This is a genomic window from Lactococcus sp. SK2-659, from assembly GCF_020218185.2.
GTDB classification, from domain to species: Bacteria; Bacillota; Bacilli; order Lactobacillales; family Streptococcaceae; genus Lactococcus; species Lactococcus lactis.
Genome location: NZ_JAIWQZ020000001.1, coordinates 918152 through 938949 on the forward strand (window position 1 = coordinate 918152; position 20798 = coordinate 938949).

The 20798-nt window shown below is 34.3% G+C and carries 24 protein-coding genes and 1 other annotated feature; of the genes, 5 read left to right on the top strand and 19 right to left on the bottom strand.

The genetic code is table 11. The features are described 5' to 3' along the window. Window positions 1-60 precede the first annotated feature (60 nt). From LDP15_RS04260 to LDP15_RS04270, 3 genes are all read right to left on the bottom strand, one after another. A complete protein-coding gene (locus tag LDP15_RS04260; protein WP_136122465.1) occupies window positions 61-1080 on the bottom strand; it encodes a DUF475 domain-containing protein in 1020 nt (339 codons plus the stop codon). Window positions 1081-1127: 47 nt separating this feature from the next. Then, window positions 1128-1625, bottom strand: a complete 498-nt coding sequence (locus LDP15_RS04265) for a VanZ family protein (protein WP_015426305.1) — start codon at window positions 1623-1625, stop codon at window positions 1128-1130. Window positions 1626-1758: 133 nt separating this feature from the next. Beyond that, entirely contained in the window at window positions 1759-2388 is a 630-nt protein-coding gene (locus LDP15_RS04270; protein WP_015426304.1) for a YigZ family protein, read from the bottom strand. Between the two features lie 56 nt (window positions 2389-2444). Between LDP15_RS04270 and LDP15_RS04275 the strand changes: the two genes are divergently transcribed. Both LDP15_RS04275 and LDP15_RS04280 read left to right on the top strand, forming a co-directional pair. Continuing rightward, window positions 2445-3767, top strand: a complete 1323-nt coding sequence (locus tag LDP15_RS04275) for a DEAD/DEAH box helicase (RefSeq protein WP_136122464.1) — start codon at window positions 2445-2447, stop codon at window positions 3765-3767. A gap of 242 nt (window positions 3768-4009) precedes the next feature. Continuing rightward, window positions 4010-4414 (top strand): ComF family protein, encoded by a 405-nt coding sequence (locus LDP15_RS04280; RefSeq protein ID WP_225513299.1) that lies wholly within the window; start codon window positions 4010-4012, stop codon window positions 4412-4414. 35 nt (window positions 4415-4449) lie between these two features. Here LDP15_RS04280 and LDP15_RS04285 read toward each other — a convergent pair whose 3' ends face one another. The 11 genes from LDP15_RS04285 to LDP15_RS04335 all read right to left on the bottom strand — a co-directional run bounded on the left by LDP15_RS04285 (window position 4450) and on the right by LDP15_RS04335 (window position 12218). After that, the gene (locus tag LDP15_RS04285) at window positions 4450-5025 is read right to left on the bottom strand and encodes a nucleotidyltransferase family protein (protein ID WP_015426301.1); all 576 of its coding nucleotides are present in this window, start codon (window positions 5023-5025) and stop codon (window positions 4450-4452) included. 13 nt (window positions 5026-5038) lie between these two features. Beyond that, a complete protein-coding gene (locus LDP15_RS04290; RefSeq protein WP_003130653.1) occupies window positions 5039-5494 on the bottom strand; it encodes a diacylglycerol kinase family protein in 456 nt (151 codons plus the stop codon). Next, window positions 5478-5966 carry an rRNA maturation RNase YbeY gene (gene ybeY / locus LDP15_RS04295; RefSeq protein ID WP_003130652.1) on the bottom strand — a complete coding sequence of 163 codons (489 nt, stop codon included), beginning with the start codon at window positions 5964-5966 and terminating at the stop codon, window positions 5478-5480. The genes LDP15_RS04290 and ybeY overlap by 17 nt, the downstream gene beginning before the upstream one ends. Window positions 5967-6117: 151 nt before the next feature. Then, window positions 6118-6597, bottom strand: coding sequence for an NUDIX hydrolase (locus LDP15_RS04300; RefSeq protein ID WP_003130650.1), 480 nt, complete (start codon window positions 6595-6597; stop codon window positions 6118-6120). Between the two features lie 57 nt (window positions 6598-6654). After that, the gene (locus LDP15_RS04305; protein WP_003130649.1) at window positions 6655-7623 is read right to left on the bottom strand and encodes a PhoH family protein; all 969 of its coding nucleotides are present in this window, start codon (window positions 7621-7623) and stop codon (window positions 6655-6657) included. 101 nt (window positions 7624-7724) lie between these two features. Then, complete coding sequence (locus tag LDP15_RS04310) at window positions 7725-9257, bottom strand: Nramp family divalent metal transporter (RefSeq protein WP_015426300.1); 1533 nt, start codon at window positions 9255-9257, stop codon at window positions 7725-7727. A gap of 277 nt (window positions 9258-9534) precedes the next feature. Then, entirely contained in the window at window positions 9535-9819 is a 285-nt protein-coding gene (gene rpmA / locus LDP15_RS04315; RefSeq protein ID WP_003130646.1) for a 50S ribosomal protein L27, read from the bottom strand. Between the two features lies 1 nt (window position 9820). After that, window positions 9821-10156: a ribosomal-processing cysteine protease Prp gene (locus tag LDP15_RS04320; RefSeq protein WP_003130645.1), complete on the bottom strand. Its 336-nt coding sequence runs from the start codon at window positions 10154-10156 to the stop codon at window positions 9821-9823. 2 nt (window positions 10157-10158) lie between these two features. Next, entirely contained in the window at window positions 10159-10473 is a 315-nt protein-coding gene (gene rplU, locus LDP15_RS04325) for a 50S ribosomal protein L21 (protein WP_003130644.1), read from the bottom strand. 39 nt (window positions 10474-10512) lie between these two features. Continuing rightward, window positions 10513-10586: a sequence feature (ribosomal protein L21 leader region), on the bottom strand. A gap of 56 nt (window positions 10587-10642) precedes the next feature. Beyond that, entirely contained in the window at window positions 10643-11818 is a 1176-nt protein-coding gene (locus LDP15_RS04330; protein WP_015426299.1) for a DUF998 domain-containing protein, read from the bottom strand. Further along, window positions 11811-12218 (bottom strand): DUF1934 domain-containing protein, encoded by a 408-nt coding sequence (locus tag LDP15_RS04335; protein WP_015426298.1) that lies wholly within the window; start codon window positions 12216-12218, stop codon window positions 11811-11813. Before LDP15_RS04335 ends, LDP15_RS04330 begins: the two co-directional genes overlap by 8 nt. Window positions 12219-12386: 168 nt before the next feature. Here LDP15_RS04335 and LDP15_RS04340 point away from each other — a divergent pair, with 168 nt between their 5' ends. The 3 genes from LDP15_RS04340 to LDP15_RS04350 all read left to right on the top strand — a co-directional run bounded on the left by LDP15_RS04340 (window position 12387) and on the right by LDP15_RS04350 (window position 15097). Continuing rightward, window positions 12387-13748: an HD domain-containing protein gene (locus LDP15_RS04340; protein WP_042230279.1), complete on the top strand. Its 1362-nt coding sequence runs from the start codon at window positions 12387-12389 to the stop codon at window positions 13746-13748. Window positions 13749-13794: 46 nt separating this feature from the next. Beyond that, window positions 13795-14610: a sugar-phosphatase gene (gene yidA / locus LDP15_RS04345; RefSeq protein WP_015426296.1), complete on the top strand. Its 816-nt coding sequence runs from the start codon at window positions 13795-13797 to the stop codon at window positions 14608-14610. Between the two features lie 121 nt (window positions 14611-14731). Beyond that, a complete protein-coding gene (locus LDP15_RS04350) occupies window positions 14732-15097 on the top strand; it encodes an iron-sulfur cluster biosynthesis family protein (RefSeq protein WP_003130630.1) in 366 nt (121 codons plus the stop codon). 38 nt (window positions 15098-15135) lie between these two features. Here the strand turns inward: LDP15_RS04350 and LDP15_RS04355 are convergent, their stop codons facing one another. The 5 genes from LDP15_RS04355 to LDP15_RS04375 form a co-directional block, all read right to left on the bottom strand. Beyond that, window positions 15136-15909: a Nif3-like dinuclear metal center hexameric protein gene (locus tag LDP15_RS04355; protein ID WP_225513300.1), complete on the bottom strand. Its 774-nt coding sequence runs from the start codon at window positions 15907-15909 to the stop codon at window positions 15136-15138. Beyond that, window positions 15906-16598 (bottom strand): tRNA (adenine(22)-N(1))-methyltransferase TrmK, encoded by a 693-nt coding sequence (locus LDP15_RS04360; RefSeq protein WP_015426294.1) that lies wholly within the window; start codon window positions 16596-16598, stop codon window positions 15906-15908. Before LDP15_RS04360 ends, LDP15_RS04355 begins: the two co-directional genes overlap by 4 nt. After that, window positions 16591-17247 (bottom strand): endonuclease III, encoded by a 657-nt coding sequence (gene nth / locus LDP15_RS04365; RefSeq protein ID WP_015426293.1) that lies wholly within the window; start codon window positions 17245-17247, stop codon window positions 16591-16593. Before nth ends, LDP15_RS04360 begins: the two co-directional genes overlap by 8 nt. A gap of 21 nt (window positions 17248-17268) precedes the next feature. Further along, on the bottom strand, window positions 17269-17937 hold the full coding sequence (locus tag LDP15_RS04370; protein ID WP_015426292.1) for a DnaD domain-containing protein: 669 nt from the start codon (window positions 17935-17937) through the stop codon (window positions 17269-17271). Between the two features lie 292 nt (window positions 17938-18229). Further along, window positions 18230-20422 (bottom strand): BspA family leucine-rich repeat surface protein, encoded by a 2193-nt coding sequence (locus LDP15_RS04375; RefSeq protein WP_225513301.1) that lies wholly within the window; start codon window positions 20420-20422, stop codon window positions 18230-18232. Between the last annotated feature and the right edge of the window lie 376 nt (window positions 20423-20798).

Consider the following 20798-nt stretch of genomic DNA (forward strand, 5'->3'; position numbering starts at 1 on the left):
CACAATATATTGTGTTTTAAACTTTTTTCTAAAAATAAAAAGATGACTTGCGTCATCTTTTTAATGATTTCGATTATAAATCACACTCGAAATAAAGGAAAGAATAATGAATACAGCTCCTAGAAGTCCTGTAACAACCTCACCAATCTCCCATTTGATACTTGCTAAAATTAAAAATGCAAGCGTGAGAATGGCCCAATGTGCTCCGTGTTCAAGATATACAAGGTCATTCAATGTTCCTTTTTGAACAAGATAAAGCGTAAGACTTCTTACAAACATCGCTCCAATCACACCTAATCCTAAAAGAATAATAATCGGGTCTGCTGTAATTGCAAAGGCACCTATTACCCCATCAAAACTAAATGAAGCATCTATTACTTCCAAATATAAGAATAAAGCAAGTCCAGCCTTACCAGTCGCAACCACACTACTTGTTGTGTTTGCAGCTTTGCTATGACTCATCGTTTCTCCAAAACCGTCAACAAGCATGAAAGTTAGGATTCCTAAAATTCCAGCAAATAAAACAGCGTGAGCATCTTTAGCAATAAATTCCGATGTGATTAAAAGCAAAATAATCGAAATAATTGCATTTGCTGCCGGAAAATTTCCAATTCTTTGAAGGATTTTCTCTGGTATTTTAAGCCAAGTATGTGCCCGTTCATCAAAGAAAAATCCTAAGGCTAGCATCAATAGAAACATTCCACCGAAAGCTGCGATTTGTGGATGAGCATGGTGCAAAATATAACCATAGGTTCCTACTGTATTGGGATTTCCTTTTTCTAAAGCTAATTTTAAAGCACCGATAGGGTCAATTTGGGCTGACACTCCAACAATCAAGAGTGGAAAAATCAAACGCATTCCAAGAACCGCAATCAAAACTCCTAAGGTTAAGAAAGCTTTTTGCCATGCAGAACTCATTCGTTCGAGAATACGTGCATTCACAATAGCGTTATCCATAGATAAGGAAATTTCTAGAACAGCAAGAATAAGCGTAATAAAAAGTCCATTCCACCCGGCATAAACAAATGCGATAATTAGGGCAATTAAACTAACAATAAATGAGCCTCTGAATATTTTCATAGGTCTCCTCTTCTAAAATAATCTTCTCATCTATTCTAACATACTTTTTACACTCTCACTGTGCCTAGAACTATGCTTTCCCTGATAAAGATTATCGTAAGAATGAGCAAAACCGTAAAAGAAATTGTCAAAATAAGGTCGACTTTTGCTTTTGAAAAGACTTTTATGAGTAAATAATAGAAACTTATTCCAAGTAAGGCTCCAAGTGAGTTAGTGATGAGGTCAGTAATATCCGTTGCACCAATGGCAAGAAGATATTGTAGACTTTCAAATGAAAAACTTAATAAAATGGAAATTGCCAGTTTATTTAAAAAGGAGATTTTTGGTGCATTCATAGTCAATAAAATACCAAAAGGAATAAAAGCTAGAATATTAAATAAAACCTCGCGACGACCGCCGGACATGGCTAAAGGTGTCAGATTAAGACTTCTTGTATTCGTCATTTCAAGAAAAGCAAGTGGATGAAAAGAAAGTTTAAATAATACCAGCCAAACCAGTCCTAATATATAAATGAAAAATAAAAGCTGTGCTAATTTTTTTGTCATTTTTCTCCTTTCTTAAGAAAATAGGTTTTCGATTGTTGTTCTTTTAGTATTTTAACTGATTTAACTTAAACAGAAACCTTTATCAGTTATGATATAAATAAAAAGGGAATTCTCCCTTTTTAAAATCAATATTTTATGACAGGACTTCAACTTCTACTTGTTGACTGTCCCCTTTTTTCATGCTTATTTTTCCATTAAAAGTTTCTGTCAGTAAATTCATGACTTCGTCAACCTTTTCTTCATCAATAAAACATTTTACTTTGATATCCGACAAAAACTCACTATCCGAAATTTTGATTTTTTGGTCAATTAAAAAGCGCTGTAAGCTGTCATAGAGGCTATAATCAAGATTTAAAATAAGCTCACGTTGGTTGATAAATTCAACTAAACCAACAGCTTCGATGGCATGATTTACACTGCCCGCATAAGCACGAATTAAACCACCAGCACCCAATTTTATTCCACCAAAATACCGAGTAACAACGGCACAAACATTGATTATTTCTTTTTTCTTTAAAATTTCAAGCATCGGAACACCAGCAGTCCCTGACGGCTCTCCATCATCACTTGTTCGTTGAATTTCTTGACGGTCACCTAATGTATAGGCCGAGCAGTTATGATTGGCTTTCCAGTGTTCTTTTTTGATTTTCGCAATAAAATCACGCGCTTCTTCTTCAGATGAAATTCTTTTCAAATGGCAAATAAATCGTGATTTTTTGATTTCCTCTTCATTGATAAAATCAGTTTTTATAGTGATAGTCATGCTACTGATTTTAACAAATTTTGTTACATTTTAACAGCATTTTCGTATAGGATAGTATGAGCACTAATCAAGAAAAGTTATTTGGCCGTTTATTATTAAAAAATGATATTTTACAACTTATAAAAAGTACTGACAAGATTTCTGTCAGTAAAATTTTTAGTAATTTTTTGTTAGAAACAACGGTAAAATCAATTTTGGGAATGACTTCAATTTCTTCCAATAAAATAAAATGCAACCGTTGTGGGACTGTTCATATAAAAAACTCTGTCAAACTTCCAATTGGTGCATTTTACTGTCCAAGTTGTATTCAATTAGGTCGAGTCCGCTCGGATGAATTCTTGTACTTTCTGCCACAAAAGAATTTCCCAAAGAAATCATATATAAACTGGTCTGGAAAACTGACAGAGAATCAAAAATCAGTTTCAAATGCCCTCTGTCAGGAAATTAATTCTCATCAGCAAATAATTGTCCAAGCTGTGACTGGAGCTGGAAAAACTGAAATGATTTATCAAGTCATTGAGCAAATTTTAGAAAGCGGTGGAGTTGTTGGTCTAGCTAGTCCAAGAATTGATGTTTGTCTTGAACTTCATCAGCGATTATCACGTGATTTTTCCTGTAAGATTCCACTCTTATATCATGATGGCGACAGCTATTTTCGAGCTCCATTAATAATAATGACCAGTCATCAGCTTTTACGTTTCAAGGAAGCTTTTGATTTGCTGATTATTGATGAGGTTGATGCCTTTCCCTTTAGAGATAATGAAATGCTTTATTTTGCGGCAGAAAAAGCAAGAAAAGTAGAAGGAAATTTAATATATTTGACCGCAACTTCTACTGACAAACTTGAAAAAGATATAAAAAAGCAAAAACTCTATCCTTTGTTTCTCCCGCGTCGTTTTCACAATTTTCCTTTAGTGGTGCCTAAATTTTTTTGGAAAAATAAATTTGATAAGAAATTAATTGAGCAAAGAAATAGTGGCTTTCCACTTCTAATTTTTGCTGCTGAAATTGAATCTGGACAAGAATTTGCAAAACAACTACAACTAAAATTTCCTAAAGAAAAAATTGCTTCCGTTGCTTCAACAACAAAAGATAGATTGGAAATTGTTAAAGCTTTTAGAAATAAAGAAATTACTATTTTAATAGCGACTTCAATTCTTGAACGGGGAGTCACTTTTCCAAATGTTGATGTTTTTGTCATCAACAGTGAGCACCCAAACTTCACTAAATCCGCACTGATACAAATGGCTGGACGTGTGGGTCGTAGTCCTGAACGTCCAACAGGCTTAGTTAGTTTTTTTCATTACGGAAAATCCAAAGCAATGTGTCAGGCAGTTAGAGAAATCAAAAAAATGAACCAACTGGGAGGTTTTTCATGATAAAGTGTTTGCTTTGTTCAAGAAGTATTGCTCAAAACTTTCTATTTAGTGAACTTTTCCTACTCAAAAGTCCTCAAAATCTTTTATGTTCTAAATGTCAAAAAAATTTTGAAAAGATCCCTGAAGCTCACTGTCCTCGCTGCTGTAAGCCAAATGTCCATGAGATCTGTACTGATTGTCAAAATTGGGAAAAAAGAGGATACAAAATCAGACATCAGGCAATTTTTCACTACAATCAAGCAATGAAAGATTATTTTAGCCAGTATAAATTTGTTGGAGATTATCGATTATACCAAATTTTTGAACCCTATTTTAAAAGTATTTCCCCAAAATCCTCTTTGGTTCCGATTCCTATTTCACCCAAAAGATTAGAGGAACGTGGTTTCAATCAAGTGACTGCTTTTCTTCAACAAGATAATTTTATTGAACTTCTTGAAAAAGAGAATTCGGTCAAACAATCTAGCCTTAATCGAAAAGAACGATTGGAAAGTCCAAATCCTTTTCGATTAAAAAAAGGACTAAAAGTCCCTACAAAAGTTATATTAATTGATGACATTTATACAACAGGTACCACCTTATATCACGCATCACAAATTCTAAAAGAAGCTGGTGTTCATGAAATAAGGAGCTTTTCTCTCTGCCGTTAATCATTAAATCAAAAAAAAAGCCTTTCAGCTTTTTATCAATTCTTTATTTCATCTGACCATTCAATAATCTTTAAATTACTAAATCTTTCTTGCCACCTAGCAACCTTATTTTCATAAAGTATTCGATTATTATCGACATGATAAATTGGCCGAATTGTTTTAGTAAAAATATCTTCTAAGCCATAGGGAGCAAAAATTTCAATATTGCGTGAATTACCACTTATGCCTACAGCATGAACCGTAGCAATCCAACGCTCAATCGCATTTTCTGTGTTTTTATAAGGTGCTTTATTTCCATTATGCCAAAGATGCATGTATGCTTCATTATGAATATCAAATTGATAGGGAAATTTTTCAGATAAAATTTTTTCTAACTTTTTATCATTTTTAGCAGAGCTGTCAGCAGAAATCTCTTTATCAAAGTACACAATATCAATATCGTGAATTCCTGTCATTAAATTATTTCCGTCAGAATAATTCCAAACCGTTTGAAAGACACTTCCTGCGGCTAGATAATAATTAGGCAAATTTAAAACAGAAACTTCATCCAAAATGAACATCAATTCGGAGTTCTTTTTCAATATTTTTAGAAAATCATTTTTTCTATCCATTTCCGCTTATCCTCTAAAAGAAAAGATGCCAAATTTTAGGTAAAAATACAATCAGACCAACAATCAATGCAAATCCCGAAATAACTAAAACTGCCCCAGCTGCCATATCTTTGGCTCGTTTTGCACGCATATAAAATTGGTAATCTGATGCTAAATCCACCACATTTTCGATAGCAGAATTAAAAAGTTCTGCCATAAAAACTAGAAAAATTGACAACAACAAAAAGAGCCATTCAAATTCTGAAATTTGAAAAACGAGACCAAAAACAATGGCTAAAAAGGCTGCCAAAGCATGTTTACGCATGTTACGTTCTTCTTTAAAAGCTGTCCAAATTCCAGACAGTGCAAAGTCTAAACTCGAAAGTAAATTAGGATTTTTCCAACGGGCCCTATCCTCTTGAACAGGTCTTTTACCATTATTAAAATCCTTTTTCTTAAAAAGTTTTACATCTTTATCTTGTGAGTCCATAGGCAGTTAAAATCTCCTCTTGCAAACCAAACATTTCTGACTCTTCTTCTGGTGTGTAGTGGTCATAACCATTGATATGCAAAAAGCCATGAACAGCTAACCAACCATATTCACGTTCAATCGAGTGACCATAATCAGCAGCCTGTTCAGCAGCCTTGTCTATTGAAATAAACAATTCACCAATAAATGGATCCATTTCTTCCAACAATTCCTCTGGTAATTCCATATCTTCATCAAAGAAAAATTCTGATTCATCAGGTTTGTATTCTAATGAGATAACATCGGTTGGTCGGTCAGTTTCGCGATATTGCAAATTCAACTCATGTGAACGAGCATTATCAACAAAAGTTACTGACATTTCTGTTGATTCTTTCAAGTTCAGTTTTTTAGCAGCAAAAGCTAAAACTTCTTTAGTTTGTTCAATAATCTCACTTGGCACTTGGCCTGTTTCATCAACTAATTCTACGTACATTTTTTTCCTTATTTAATTACTGACAATAATTCATAAAATAGCCCTAAGTAGCTCAATATTTTAGCTATTTCTATTATTCTGTCAGTAAATTTTAATGACAGACAGAACTGTCAGAGAATTTCTCATTCAATCTGTCACTTACAATCAACAATTACTTTCTGTCAGCCTTTTTTTGCAACATTTCCTTACAAAAGGACAAAATGGGACCTCTTGTGGCAATTAATATATCTTCTGGCAGATTATCAAAGGCAAACCATTGACAGTCAAGAACCTCTGATTCTTCTAAAAGAATCTCTCCAGAAAAATCATTACAAGTAAAAACAGTATCAACAATATGAACTTCATCCCCATTAGGATAGAAAAAGTGTTGTTCTGTCCCAGAAGCGACAGTGTACAAATTTATTTTTCCAGCTTTTAAGCCAACTTCTTCATAGAGTTCACGTTTCGCTGCTTCCTCAACCTTTTCATTCGGTTCAACTGACCCACCATGATAACACCATTTCCCATTATCTGCCCGTTTTTGAAGTAAAATTCCACGATTTTCATCATAAATAATCAAGCTTGCACATGCAATTACCATTGGGACATGCCCAATTTTTTTGCGCAAATCCATGACATAACCTTCGGCCATTATTGTTTCCTTCTTATCTAGAAATTTGATCAATCTGACATTAACAAAAGTTCCAAACTATTCATCACCATAGGCTTTGATAATTTCAGCAACAACTGGATGTCGAACGACATCTTTTGCCATGAAATAAACAAAATCAATTGATTTCACATGACTTAATTTATCTTTGGCATCAATCAAACCTGATTTTACTTTATTAGGTAAGTCAATTTGTGAAATATCTCCATTAACAATCATTTTAGAGTTAAAACCAAGCCGAGTCAAAAACATTTTCATCTGCATCGTTGTTGTATTCTGTGCTTCATCCAAAATGACGAAGGCATCATCAAGCGTACGACCACGCATGTAAGCTAGCGGAGCTATTTCAATAATTCCTCGTTCCATCATTCGCTCAGTTGCCGTCTTTCCTAAAATTTGGAAAAGGGCATCATAAACTGGTCGTAAATAAGGATCAACCTTTTCTTGCAAATCGCCTGGTAAGAACCCAAGACTTTCACCAGCTTCTACAGCTGGTCTTGTCAAAATAATTCGTTTCACCTGACCATTACGTAATGCTTGAACAGCCATCACAACAGCTAAAAACGTTTTCCCTGTTCCAGCTGGTCCAATTCCAAAAACAATATCATGATGTTTGACAGAATCAACATAAGTTTTTTGAATCAGATTTTTTAGTCGAATTGACTTTCCAGCTGCATCTTTCGTCAATTCAACTTCATAAAGTGCAGTGAAATTTTCAATATCATCATTTAAAACCATCTTTATTGCAATAATGACATCTGACGCATGAACTGGAACTCCTCGGCCTACTAGTACCTGCAGAGCTTGGAGGGCTTTACGAGCTCGCTCTCTTGTCAATTCATCCTCAGAAACGATTTGAACCGTTTCGCCACGATAATTAATCTCAACCCCTAGTTGAGATTCAACTAACTTCAAATATTTATCTTGTACCCCAAAAAGTAGACTTGCATCTTCTGGATTTTCTAGTTTAAATTCAATTGAATTTTTAGTCAAATACACAATCTCCATTAATCATTTTCTTACATTATAGCACATTTCATATTTTAATTTAAATCACACCTTACTGAATATAAAGAAAAACTCTATTTTAAAATAGAGTTAAATCAATTTTAGTAAGCCATCATTTTTTTATTTCCTCGATAAAGTTCTACGATTGTCCAAATTAATAAAAGGAGAACTCCAAAAATAAGAAAACCAGAAATAAGATGAGATAGTCCAAGATTATGAGGTATAAAGTTGGCAATTTGATCTGGCAAACCAATCAAATTAAGATAGGTCAAAGCAATAACTGAAAACCAGCCCAAACATTTAATAATCAAATTATTTTTAAAATCACCCATCTCCTTTTTACTATTAGTCAGCATCAACAAAGGAATGATTGAAAAAGGTAGAGCAAAGGCTAGAAAAACTTGAGAATTATTCATCAAATTATTAATTGCTTCATGTTGTGCTTTCAAAGTTTGTCCTCTTGTCATAGAGACACAAATCAATACTGGAACAACTGAAAGCAAACGTGTTACTAATCTTCTGGCCCACATTGGCATTCTCATATGAATGAAGCCTTCCATAATAACTTGACCCGTTAGAGTCCCTGTAATAGTAGAATTCTGTCCTGAAGCAAGAAGAGCTACGGCAAACAAAGTGGATAAAGCTCCTGTTTTTGCTACATCGGCAAGCAGTCCATTGCTTAAAACAGTTGGATTAGAGAGGGCATCATATAAACCAAAGAATGATGGATCATCAATCACTCCCGTTTTGAATACGGCAACTCCCATGATTAACAAGAGGGAATTCACAACAAAAGCCACTGTCAATTGAATATTAGAATCCCATGTTGAAAATCTCACCGCTCTAGCAACATCTGCTTTATCCTGATGATTGATTTTTCGGCTTTGTGAAATAGAAGAATGGAGATACAAATTATGAGGCATAACTGTAGCACCAATAATCCCTAAGGCCCCTGTTAAAGGAGACATCCCTGCCACTGTTGGTGAAGAGGCAAACGTCCGGCTATTGGGGATAAATCCCTCAATAATTCCTTTCCAATCTGGATTTGATAAAGCGACTTGATAAGCAAAAATGACCAAAATGACTAAAATCAAACAGATAACAAGGGCTTCAATTTTTCTAAAGCCAACTCTCGTCAATAACAAAAGCAAAAAGACATCAAGAACTGTGATAAAAACCGCTAAGATTAATGGGATATTAAATAAAAGATAAAGAGCGATAGCAGCCCCAATTACTTCTGCAATATCCGTTGCCATTATGGCAAGTTCAGTTAATATCCATAAAACAATTCCTAGAGATTTACTTGTTCTTGCTCTTATAGCTTGAGCTAAATCCATTTGACTGACAATACCCAATTTTGCCGACATATACTGAAGGAGCATTGCAATTAAACTTGACATCAGAATGACTGAAATCAGTAAGTATTGAAAGTTTTGTCCGCCAGTTATTGAGGTTGACCAATTTCCTGGGTCCATATAACCAACTGCAACCAAGGCACCAGGTCCTGAATAAGTTAGCAACATTTTGAAAAAGCCAACATTTTTAGGTACTTCTACTGTCCCATTTATTTCCTCTAAGGATTTTCCATTCGTATGATAAATCAATCGATGACGTTGATGTTCTTTATCATTCATTATTTCTCCTAGCTCTAAGTTGAATAAAATTCAACAACCATTATGTTAAGTATATTTTTATAGTAATTAAAATAAATCAATTATTGATTTAAGAAATTATTAAACTTTTTAATCTATAACTGATAATAAAAATATTATAGCACCACCTTATCTTTTTTTCAAATATTTTAGCACATATTTATAAATGTATTTAAAAAGTACAATAAAAAGCCCTCAAGAGGACTTTATTCATTAATATATAATAAAAAAAACCTGTCAAAGACAGGTTTCAAAATTCTTATTTAGCCACTACTGGATAAACTGATACGTGTTTTTTACCACGTTTCATTTCGAATTTAACAGTTCCTTCGATTTTAGCGAAGAGAGTATCGTCGCCACCACGGCCAACGTTAGTACCTGGATGGATATGTGTACCACGTTGACGGAAAAGGATTGAACCGCCGCTTACAAGTTCACCGTCAGATGCTTTAGCACCGAGACGTTTAGCTTGTGAGTCACGTCCATTGGAAGTAGAACCCCCACCTTTTTTGTGGGCGAAGAGTTGCAGATTAAGTTCAAGCATGTTATTGCCCTCCATTTTCAAATTTAAGTGTAATGTACTGACCATAGCTTTTCTCAACTGCTTTCATCGAATTTGCAAAAGCTTCGAGCAAAGTTTGAGCCAATACGCCTTGTTTTTCAGGTATGCTCAAAGGAATTTCAACATACAAGTAACCATCTTCCATCTGAGTCACAGGTTTAATGTGAGCCATCTCGTAGATATTATTTGCCGTTGTAATTGATAGAACGCTGACCGCCGCACAAACCACATCGTGTCCATACTCGCCAGATTCAGCATGTCCTGAGATTTCATAAGAAACAATTTTGTCTCTTTTTGTCCTGATACAAGCTTCAATCATAATTAAGCGTTAACTGATTTGATAACAACTTTAGTGTATGGTTGACGGTGACCTTGTTTACGGTGTGAGTGTTTTTTAGGTTTGTATTGGAAAGTAACAACTTTCTTTTGCTTACCATGTTTTTCGACTTCACCAACAACAGTTGCGCCTTCAACGAGTGGTGCACCAACTTTAGTTGTTTCGCCTCCGACAAAGATAACTTCGTCGAAAGTAACGGTTTGACCAGCTTCAACATTGAGTTTTTCAACGTAGATTACTGAACCTTCTTCAACTTTAACTTGTTTACCACCAGTTTTGATGATTGCATAGTTTGACATTGTGATTCCTCCTTGTTAGATTTCATCGCTTTTAAGTCAAGCGACTGTTAGACTCGCCTTTGTTCGTGGGCATATGCCACTTAATACGAAACTTCGTGCGGTTGCACTTTATGAGACTTCACAAAGACAACTATATTATTATACTACTTCTTTTTCTACTTTTCAAGTCTTATTTTTCACTTTTTTCTTCTATAGAATTAAGCGAGACTTTATAAATCTTTTTCGTATTCCAAAGCATATTAATCAAAGTATTTACCAGTAAGAGTAACCAAGCAAAAGACAAGCTAAAAGAAAGAATTTCAAAAGCCGTTAATGTCAAATAATGAATAGGATGCCATAAAACATAAGAGATTAAGATAAGACCTACAATAAAATAAGACATACGATATAAGTTTGGATCAGCATTTGGTAAAAACCAACGAATTCCAAGTATTGAAATAGCCATAAATAAGACTATTAATTGAGCAACAATGTCATGAGCAATATGCATCCAGCCTGGATCATTGGGAATTAATCCAACTAAAGCAATTGAAATAGCACAAAGTGTCAATAAAACTTGCAAAATATTTTGTCGATAATGACTGCCCGCTTTTTGTCTTAATGAAACAAAAATATAATCAATTAATGCTGCAAATAAGGCTGCCGAAACAATTAACGTCAGATTAAATTGCCAGCTTGAACGTGAAGCCTGAGTTCCAAGCAAACTAAAATTCCTTTGCCACCAGTACTGATTTCCATTGGTGGCCATACTTGAGACGAAACCACCAACAGAAACCACTAAAAGCATTGTTACCATCATATTAATCGAAAAAGTATCTACAACAAAAATCATGACATAATTAATGATTCCAGAAAAAATAGTAAAGATTAAGGTGGAAGTAAAGAGTCCAAAACTTACACCATAAAAAATTTGACCTAAAAACCAAAAAAGGCCCATCGATGCTAAAATGACGATAAGTAAAACAGATAAAGTGACCGTGGCAAATGTCCGCCAGTAACTTCTTTTGGTCATCTGTTTATAAAATTCTTTTCTGCGAGAGAAATATGCAGAGATAAAAGTCAGCATCCCTATTGCATTAGCAATTGTAATAACCGCCGTTGCCAAAGATTCATTTCCAGAAAGCGCGATAACATGAGGATGCTTTAGGACAAAGGCAAAAATAATAAAGATAAATGCAGAAATAATCGTTGGAATAATAAACCACTTGGGCGCCTTATCTGATTTTCTGGCATTGATTTTTCGAATGGTAAAACTATCAGCCGCTAAATCGACGATTTCAATTTCTTCGTTTTCTTTAAGGTCTAATCGTTCATATATTTCTTTAGGTAGATGAATTTTATCCATTTGTTTCTCCTTCCACACTTTGCTCTTTCCAGTCAATTCTCAAATGATAATCGGCTATTTTTTGGGCACCTTGCGAAAGTTGGTAATTAATTTTAATTGTCCTGCTCTCATGATCAATGCTTAAAGCATTTGTCAGAATTGATAGTTCTCCTAAACCTTCATATTCAGTTAAACCTGGAATTTCTGGATGAAAATGCATTTTGATAGGTCGCTTTGCAAAGCGGGTCATTATCACTTCTTTTTCATCAAATTTAAGTAAAACTTTTTCATTTGCAGCATTTTGATACTTGAGTAAGGTCTGATGTTCTCCTTTTTTCAACTCTCCCTGATATATTTCTTTGACCAACTCTTCTTGCTGGTCAATTTTAATTCTATTCCTAATTATAATTTCCATAATCATATTTTACTATAATTCCTTGAATATTAAAAACATAGTCTGTGCTAAAAAGATTAAGGTGATGAGGGTCTGCATTTTGGATGAAAATAGGGTATAATTAAGATAAAATAAGGAAAAATCTGATTAATTTTTAATAGAGAATAGACCTTAAATTTTAGAGGGGGTTTTATTTTGGAAAAAGTCTTTCGTGACCCAGTTCATGACTATATCACGGTGAATCATCCTGTAATATCAGAATTGATTGACACTGCTGAATTCCAACGTTTAAGACGAATTAAACAACTTGGTACATCAAGTTTTACCTTCCATGGAGCTGAACATACCCGTTTTTCTCATTGTTTGGGTGTTTACCACATTGCCAAAAGGATTACTGATTATTTTAGTCGGAATTTCCCTTTGGAATGGAATCCTGATGAGAATCTTTTAACTCAGTGTGCAGCCTTATTACACGATGTTGGACATGGTGCTTATTCACATACTTTTGAAGGTTTATTTAATACAGACCACGAGGCGGTCACTCGAGAAATAATTACTTCTCCTGATACAGAAATTAATGGAATTTTACGCAAGGTCTCTCCTGATTTTCCTGAAAAAGTGGCTTCTGTCATTTCTCATGAATATTCTAATCCTCAAGTTGTTCAATTGATTTCAAGTCAAATTGATGCTGACCGCATGGATTATCTCCTTAGAGATGCTTATTTTACAGGTGCTGTCTATGGACAATTTGATTTAACTTGGATTTTAAGAGTGATTGTTCCTACGGAAAATGGAATTGCTTTTAAGTACTCAGGAATGCATGCAGTTGAAGACTATATTGTCAGTCGATACCAAATGTATATGCAGGTTTATTTTCATGCTTCTTCACGCTCAATGGAAGTTTTACTGCAAAAGTTACTCGCACGTGCTAAGTTTTTATATGCCAGTCAGCCAGACTATTTTGCGATATCAAGTCCTTGTCTCGTTCCCTTTTTCGAGCAAAATCATAATTTACAAAATTATTTAAGACTTGATGATGGCGTTATGAATACTTATTTTCAAGTTTGGATGAGTCATGATGATGAAATTCTCGCTGATTTAGCTTCTGCTTATGTCAATCGTCATTTACTCAAATCGATTACTTTTGACCCAAAGACTGTAGAATTAGAAGATTTAGAAATTTTATCTTCCTTGGTTGAAGAAGCAGGCTTTAATCCTGACTATTACACTGGTATTCATAGTAATTATGATTTGCCTTATGATTTCTATCGACCAAGTTCTGAAAAACCGCGGACTGAAATTAATATTTTACAAAAAAATGGTTCGCTTACAGAGCTGTCAGTACTTTCTCCACTTATTAAAAGTTTGACAGGTACAATTCATGGAAATAGCCGATTCTATTTTCCAAAAATTATGCTAGAAAATCCTGAATTTACCAAGTATATCGTTAATGACAGCTTGGTGATTAATCAAAATTTTACTGACAGAAATTCTACTGCCTCTGAAAATACTGACGACTCTGTCAGTAAACAATTATCACTTGATGACAACCTATAATTGCTAAATATTTAATAAATTGAAAGAAACAGAAAGAGAAATTCTTATGATTAAACTTGTTGCTATTGACCTTGACGGAACTTTACTTGATCCTAATCGCCAAATTACTGCTGAAGTAAAAACGGCTGTTAAAAAAGCTAAAGCGGCTGGCGTTAAAATTGTCATTACAACTGGCCGACCTTTACCTGGTGTTGTTGATATTCTAAAAGCACTTGAATTAACTGACCAAAGTGATTATGTTATTACTTATAATGGTGGGTTGGTTCAGCGAGCAACTGGTGAAGAATTTATCAAAGAAACTTTGAGTTCTGAAGATTGGCTTGACTTAGATGCTGCTGCTCGTAAAATTGGACTACCGATTCACGCAATCACTCGCGAGGGAATCTATACTCCAAATCATGATGTCGGAAGATATACTGTCCAAGAAGCCCAAATGGTTAAAATGCCACTTTATATTCGCCAACCCGAAGATATTGCTGCTTTAGAAATTGCTAAAGTAATGATGGTTGATGAACCTGCGGCACTTGATGACGGAATTGCATACCTTCCCTTTGGATTCTTTGAACGATATAATGTAGTGAAATCAACACCGTTTTATTTAGAATTCATGAATAAAAAAGCAAGTAAAGGGTCAGCAGTTCAACATTTGGCTGAGAAACTTTCTTTTGACTTGGATGAAGTAATGGCTATTGGAGATGAAGAAAATGACCGTTCAATGCTTGAAGTTGCAGGTTGTCCTGTTGTGATGGAAAACGGAAAATCGGAATTGAAAAAAATTGCTAAATATGTAACTAAATCAAATGCTAAATCAGGCGTTGCTTATGCGATTAATGAATGGGTTTTGAAAGATTACCAAGATTAATTAAAAATTTATGAGCATTATTGTTCCCTACTGAACTTTTTAGCGTTATAATATAAGTATAAAAAGATAACAAATAGATGAATTTACAAGTCATCTTTTGATATATAGTGGAGGTAATAAGATGAAAATTACATTTGATGAAAAAACAGCTGATAAAATTAAAGCATTTGGTGATGTTGATTTAGTTTTTGATTTTGACCATACTTTGAGTGAAGTCAATACTGAAGTTGACGCTTGTGCAGGTGGAATTTCTCGTTATCGTATTGTTGCCGTGGAAAAAGGAAACGTTCCTGAAGTCTTTGATGCAAGTATTGATTCTGAATTTGGACCAATTTATTATAAAGGCTATGGTTCTTACTTCTTCCAAGATGAAATGTCTACCAAAATCAATCCTTCATATAATTTGATTGAATTGCGTAGTACAGCTGAATTGCTTAGCCCTAACCTTTTAATCGTTGACTTCCGTGGTAAACAAAAAGCTAGCTAATTAGTTCCAACCAAAAAGGCCCTCCAAGAGGGTCTTTTTTATATGTCATAAAATGGATTTGTCTTTTCTTGGCTTTCATAAATCTTGACACCCATATCAAAAGATCGAAGCTTGTCAGCAACTAATCCAATAAAAGCATGCTCAATATAGTGACCAGGGTCTATTCCTAATAAACCAGCTGAAAGCATATCATGACCAACATGATAATAAATATCTCCTGTTATGTAAATATCTGCCTTTTTTTCCAAAGATTTAGGCCATAATTTTCCACCTGAACCACCACAAATTGCAATTCTTCCAATTTTTTGAGTCAATTTATGATCATAAGTGATAAGACGTAATCTATCTAACCCAAATGCTGCTTTCACTTTTTCTGTCAGCACTGATAATTCTGTCAGTTCAATATTTCCAACACGTCCCAATCCTTCTTCGTCATCTAGCACTTCAATATCAGTCATTCCAAGTAACTGACTGAAATAATCGTTTAAACCACCAGTAACCACATCAATATTTGTATGGCTGGTATAAACAGCAATTCCAGCTCGCGCCAAATCCAAAACTAATTTTTCCTGATCATTCATTGAAGTCAATGCAGAAAGGGGGCGGAAAATCAAAGGATGTTTAGCAATAATCAGATTCACACCCAGCGCTTTTGCTTCTGCCACTGTTTGCTCACGAATATCCAAGGTTACCAAAACTTTTGTTAGTTCATCGTTTGGGTTCCCAACTTGTAAACCTACAGGATCACCTTCAACAGCTAATTCTTTGGGGCAAAATTTTTCGTATTCAAGCATAAAATCAGAAATTTTCATCGAAGCACTTCCTCAATTCTCGCAATTTGATTTAAAACCTCTTGACGTTTTTCAGCTTGTTCTTCAGGCAAACGAGCAATAATTTTATTCAAAGTATTTAATTCCTTTTGCCATTTTTGTTGAAAAACAGTTGATTTTTCTTTAGATAAAAAAGGGCCAAATGTTAAATCATTTACTGACAACTTTTCTGTCATTAATTTTGAGAGTGGTTCGGCAACAATAATCTCGTAAAACTTACCAGCCTCCAATAAAATCTCTTCTTTTTTAATGACAAATTGATGATTCACTAACCACTGACGTAGACTTTCCTCATGATTATTAGGCTGCAAAATCAAACGATTAACATGACTTAACTTTTCTTTGCCTGCCTCTAAAATTTCGGAAATTAATATTCCTCCCATACCAGCAATCACGATTGTATCAATCTTGTCAGTATTTTCAATAGCACCTAAGCCATTGGCCAATCGAACCACAATCCGATCACTTAAATCAGCTTCTGCTACATGATTTTTAGCAATTTCAAAAGGTCCTTTAACCACTTCTCCTGCTATTGCAAAATCAATGACAGCTTTTTGCATCAAATAAGTTGGTAAATAAGCATGGTCTGAGCCGATATCAGCAAGCCTTGCTCCATTGTCGACATAGTCAGCAACTGCTTTCAAGCGTTTTGAAAGTTTAATTTCATTCATTTTTTAAATATTTCTTTCCAAATTTACAATAATCTAAAACAGGACAGTCTGCACATTTTGGTTTTTTGGCTGTACAATGATAGCGACCAAAGAAAATCAGATGATGATGTGCTTGAACCCATTTTTCCTCAGGAATTAGCTGCATCAACTTTTCTTCAACTTCTAAAACTGTTGCTTTTTGGGGAACGATATCCAAACGTTTAGAAACTCGTTCAACATGTGTATCAACCGCAATCCCCGGAATTCCGTAAGCTTCTGCTAAAACAACATTTGCTGTTTTTCGACCCACCCCCGGTAAAGTTTGTAATACCTTTTTATCCTTTGGCAAATCAGGCAAAAGGTCCCCAAAGTCGGTCACTAACATCTGTGATGTCCGTAAAATATTTTTAGCTTTAGTCTTGTAAAGACCAATTGTCCGAATCAGCTTCTCAATTTCTTCCACATTTGCCTGCGACATTGTTTGTGCATCTGGAAAAGCGGCAAAAAGAGCCGGCGTCGCTTTATTAACCCCTTTGTCAGTTGCTTGGGCAGATAAAATCGTCGCAATCAATAGTTGAAAAGGAGTTTCCCACTCTAATTCTCCGTGAGCTTGCGGAAACATGTCTTCAATAATTTTTAAAGCTTCAAGATATCTTTTTTTACTTAACATCGTGCACGTCCATTATCTCTATTAACTATTCCATGGTCCATCCAAAGGAATATAAAAATCTTCTTGTGGTTTCTTTCTCTTAGCTTCTTCGCGTTCCATTTGGCGAGTCTCAATCGCTTGAAGAGAATTCACCCCATCATTTTTCCAATTTCGTAAAATAGCTTTAATGTAATTTAAAGATACCTTACGATTGAGGACTGCTTCACGCAAAGCTTGTTTAATCAACGAAAAGTCATAACCATCTTCAAACAGCCAAGCTCTCAATTCTTCCATTTGTACAGGAGAAATCATGCCCATTTCTGCTTCAAACATGCTAACTAATTCTTTAAGCTGCCCCTCTTCTTGAACTTTTTCATTCTCTGGAGTTGAACTCGCAACAGCACCACCCAAAATTTCATCTAAGTGCTTAAAGGCCGGGCTAATATCAAAGAAAGTTTCCATTTCTCCATCAATTTCAATTAAAGTCACCTTCATTGATCCAAATTTGGACAGATTATCAATGGCCTGATTGACCTCCGATAATTTTTTACCTGTTTTTTCAGCAATTTCACTAGGTGCAATATCTTGATTTTCAAAAAAGTATAACCAAATCAAAAAATCAAAAGCAGAAGGGAAAAGCTTACTAAAATGTGCTAAAAACACATTTGGTAAGACAAGATGCCCTTTGCTATATTCATCGTAATAATTCATAGAACTATTATACCATAGTCTGACAATGCTGTTCAATGGAGTTACTAGTTAATAAAATTAAAGTTTTTCATTACTTTATTAAAGTAAAAATACGCTCCTTATTAAATCTCTTAATTACTAATCAACTCAGCTGCACATCTTTATCATCCATATAATTAAAGCTGTCTCTTTGAGCGAAGATGGATACATTTTAATTCTCAGTTTCATCCATGAAAAAAACAAGAAAAAGTTTTTTTATATCTTTTTCTTGTTTTTTAAAATTTAATTTTCAGACCATAAATAAATCGATTGATTAATGTTGTGGATTTGCAAAATTTTGGTTTTTCAAAATTAAATGAACAGTATCAACACTTTCTTGCGTAATTGTTTTTTGAGTCCATGGGTATCCGCCTGTAGTATGAGATAAAATTGCATTCATAACATCGTCATCAATGTTAATGCGGTAGCCATCTGGCATTCCATAGTATTGTCCTCCTGAAGTATGGTCTAAACCTAGCGAATGACCAAGTTCATGTCGAATTGTAATAAAAAGTAAATTAACATCATAATCTGGTGCCTCCGAATCAAGCGCCCAGTTGACTAGTGTACTTTCAATTCCAGTATTGCCACTTGATGTTGCACTACCATCGCCTTCTGGATTTGGAGAAATCACTAAGGTTACTGGTTCAGTCGATTCACTTGATTTTATAATTGTGGGTTCTTTGGGATTGATTGCGGCATTCCAACTTTCTGCAGCCCGGTCAATTTCTTTATTAAATGCTGCAAGAGCCTTTTCTGGATCAGATTCTGCTGCAAAATCTTCTATTTTCGCTTTTGATTCATAAATGATTTTACCTTGTGAATTATAAGCATTAGATACCATTTGAGAATTGGAAACCTCGGGATTTGAGCCATAAGTTATTGTTGAGCCTAAAAACATCCCATCAGGTAATTTTATTCCTGAACTATTTACACTTGGATAAGTTGCAGCCAAATCCAAATTCAAAGCATGTTCATCTACCCAATACCAATTATCACTTTCTAAACTAACATTTACAAAATTGGTAGTTTGCCCTTTTTTATCACCAGAGGTATAGGTAACAGGCACTGTTTCTTTATTATAAAGTGTCTTTCCTGTTAGATTCCCCAGAGAAATGATATTATCCGTATCGAGTTGACCATTTTCTAATTTTGAATAAAATTGATAGTCATTATTAAGTACAACGTTATATCTATAAGGATTCAAGGGAGTTGTAGCCGTGGGAATAAAGTCAGAAAGTGGTTTATCATTGCTATAATCAGTAACTTCTCCTAATTCCATTTCGCTACCAGACATATTTTGCCATACATAAGTATCTGCCATCGTTGCTGCATCAAAGTTTGTCATGAATTCACTTGAAGTCCAAATATGATCTCCTGTTGGATTATCTAGCGTGCCAGAACCAACATTTTGCCATTTACCTGTGTAGCCATTCGTGACTGGTACATTTGCTAAATTCATGTCAGAATTTAATTGACTTGCCAGACCTAATTTTAGATTTTTTAGATTATTTGTTTGACTAAACATTGCTTGACTATCCGTATTTTCAGAAATTGTAAAAGAACTCAAATCTAATTTTTCAAGTGCTTTCATCCTACTAAACATACTTTCCATGCTTCTTACGCTTGCTGTATTAAAATTATTTATATCAAGATGTTCAAGTTTTTCCGCTCCAAGAAACATATAATTCATATCCGTTACTTTACTTGTATCAAAATTAGAAAGATCAAGACTGGATATATTACTGACACTATCAAACATCCCAGCCATACTAACCACGTTACTGGTGTTAAAACTAGAAACATCTATTTGTGTGATTTTTGACAACTTTACAAATAGGTAAGACATATCCGTTACTTTACTTGTATCAAAATTAGAAAGATCAAGACTAGTCAAATTACTGGCACCATCAAACATTCCTCGCATGTTTGTGACATTAGACGTATCAAACTTGGAAACATCTAACGTACTTGCCTTAATCCCAAAAAACATATACTCCATACTTGAAATTTTACTCGTATCAAAACCAGCTAAATCGATTTCCTCTAAATTTGTAGCACTTAAAAACATAGAATCAGCACTTCCCGAGTAATTTAAATTACCTAATTTCAATACTTTTTGGAGTTCTGGCAAATCTACAAATGCTCTAGAGATGTTATTAGCACTTGTTTTTGTTGTAAATTCGATACTTTTTACCGCTGCTGGGTCTATATTTGCTTCACGCAAAACTTCTGGTAAACTTTGACTTGGATGTCCGATATTTCCTCCAAAAAATATTAGTTCTCCATCATTGGCTAAAACCCAATTAGCCTCACCCCATTTTCCAGAACTGGCTTTTACATCCGCAGAAATAGTAACAGCATGAGGATTAATTATTGTTGGTCCATAGCTTACAATACCAACCGAAAGGCTGGCGAGCGTTGCCCCAAGAAGTAACATTTGAGTTTTTGACAAGTTTTTTTTCATAAATTCTCCTCCTTTTAATAAGATAATTATAGCATTTAAATTATAAATAAATTATAAATATGGTCTTTTGTTAATTTTTTTATAATCAATTATTTGTACCAAATCAGTTATACCCATAATCCACTCAAACTCCCAAAGATAATTTCTTCTTTGCTACTCAACAAAAAGGAATTGTTTGCTTTTTATCCAAAACGCTTCATTTCAATGGATAATTCGATTTTGTTTTTTTATAGTAATTATTTTCTTCAATTACATTTTTGTAAGAATTTAGCAAGCAAATCCTTGATATACTATACTTATAGACAAAAGGACATTTGAAAGGAAATAAACAATGAAAACACAAACAGAAAAAATTACTCAAAAAGTAGAAAATGAA

What these genes read in the sequence shown, in the direction of transcription:
- LDP15_RS04260 (WP_136122465.1), bottom strand. Translation starts at nt 1,080, where the DNA reads ATGAAAATATTCAGAGGCTCATTTATTGTTAGTTTAATTGCCCTAATT.
- LDP15_RS04265 (WP_015426305.1), bottom strand. Translation starts at nt 1,625, where the DNA reads ATGACAAAAAAATTAGCACAGCTTTTATTTTTCATTTATATATTAGGA.
- LDP15_RS04270 (WP_015426304.1), bottom strand. Translation starts at nt 2,388, where the DNA reads ATGACTATCACTATAAAAACTGATTTTATCAATGAAGAGGAAATCAAA.
- LDP15_RS04275 (WP_136122464.1), top strand. Translation starts at nt 2,445, where the DNA reads ATGAGCACTAATCAAGAAAAGTTATTTGGCCGTTTATTATTAAAAAAT.
- LDP15_RS04280 (WP_225513299.1), top strand. Translation starts at nt 4,010, where the DNA reads ATGAAAGATTATTTTAGCCAGTATAAATTTGTTGGAGATTATCGATTA.
- LDP15_RS04285 (WP_015426301.1), bottom strand. Translation starts at nt 5,025, where the DNA reads ATGGATAGAAAAAATGATTTTCTAAAAATATTGAAAAAGAACTCCGAA.
- LDP15_RS04290 (WP_003130653.1), bottom strand. Translation starts at nt 5,494, where the DNA reads ATGGACTCACAAGATAAAGATGTAAAACTTTTTAAGAAAAAGGATTTT.
- ybeY (WP_003130652.1), bottom strand. Translation starts at nt 5,966, where the DNA reads ATGTACGTAGAATTAGTTGATGAAACAGGCCAAGTGCCAAGTGAGATT.
- LDP15_RS04300 (WP_003130650.1), bottom strand. Translation starts at nt 6,597, where the DNA reads ATGGCCGAAGGTTATGTCATGGATTTGCGCAAAAAAATTGGGCATGTC.
- LDP15_RS04305 (WP_003130649.1), bottom strand. Translation starts at nt 7,623, where the DNA reads ATGGAGATTGTGTATTTGACTAAAAATTCAATTGAATTTAAACTAGAA.
- LDP15_RS04310 (WP_015426300.1), bottom strand. Translation starts at nt 9,257, where the DNA reads ATGAATGATAAAGAACATCAACGTCATCGATTGATTTATCATACGAAT.
- rpmA (WP_003130646.1), bottom strand. Translation starts at nt 9,819, where the DNA reads ATGCTTGAACTTAATCTGCAACTCTTCGCCCACAAAAAAGGTGGGGGT.
- LDP15_RS04320 (WP_003130645.1), bottom strand. Translation starts at nt 10,156, where the DNA reads ATGATTGAAGCTTGTATCAGGACAAAAAGAGACAAAATTGTTTCTTAT.
- rplU (WP_003130644.1), bottom strand. Translation starts at nt 10,473, where the DNA reads ATGTCAAACTATGCAATCATCAAAACTGGTGGTAAACAAGTTAAAGTT.
- LDP15_RS04330 (WP_015426299.1), bottom strand. Translation starts at nt 11,818, where the DNA reads ATGGATAAAATTCATCTACCTAAAGAAATATATGAACGATTAGACCTT.
- LDP15_RS04335 (WP_015426298.1), bottom strand. Translation starts at nt 12,218, where the DNA reads ATGATTATGGAAATTATAATTAGGAATAGAATTAAAATTGACCAGCAA.
- yidA (WP_015426296.1), top strand. Translation starts at nt 13,795, where the DNA reads ATGATTAAACTTGTTGCTATTGACCTTGACGGAACTTTACTTGATCCT.
- LDP15_RS04350 (WP_003130630.1), top strand. Translation starts at nt 14,732, where the DNA reads ATGAAAATTACATTTGATGAAAAAACAGCTGATAAAATTAAAGCATTT.
- LDP15_RS04355 (WP_225513300.1), bottom strand. Translation starts at nt 15,909, where the DNA reads ATGAAAATTTCTGATTTTATGCTTGAATACGAAAAATTTTGCCCCAAA.
- LDP15_RS04360 (WP_015426294.1), bottom strand. Translation starts at nt 16,598, where the DNA reads ATGAATGAAATTAAACTTTCAAAACGCTTGAAAGCAGTTGCTGACTAT.
- nth (WP_015426293.1), bottom strand. Translation starts at nt 17,247, where the DNA reads ATGTTAAGTAAAAAAAGATATCTTGAAGCTTTAAAAATTATTGAAGAC.
- LDP15_RS04370 (WP_015426292.1), bottom strand. Translation starts at nt 17,937, where the DNA reads ATGAATTATTACGATGAATATAGCAAAGGGCATCTTGTCTTACCAAAT.
- LDP15_RS04375 (WP_225513301.1), bottom strand. Translation starts at nt 20,422, where the DNA reads ATGAAAAAAAACTTGTCAAAAACTCAAATGTTACTTCTTGGGGCAACG.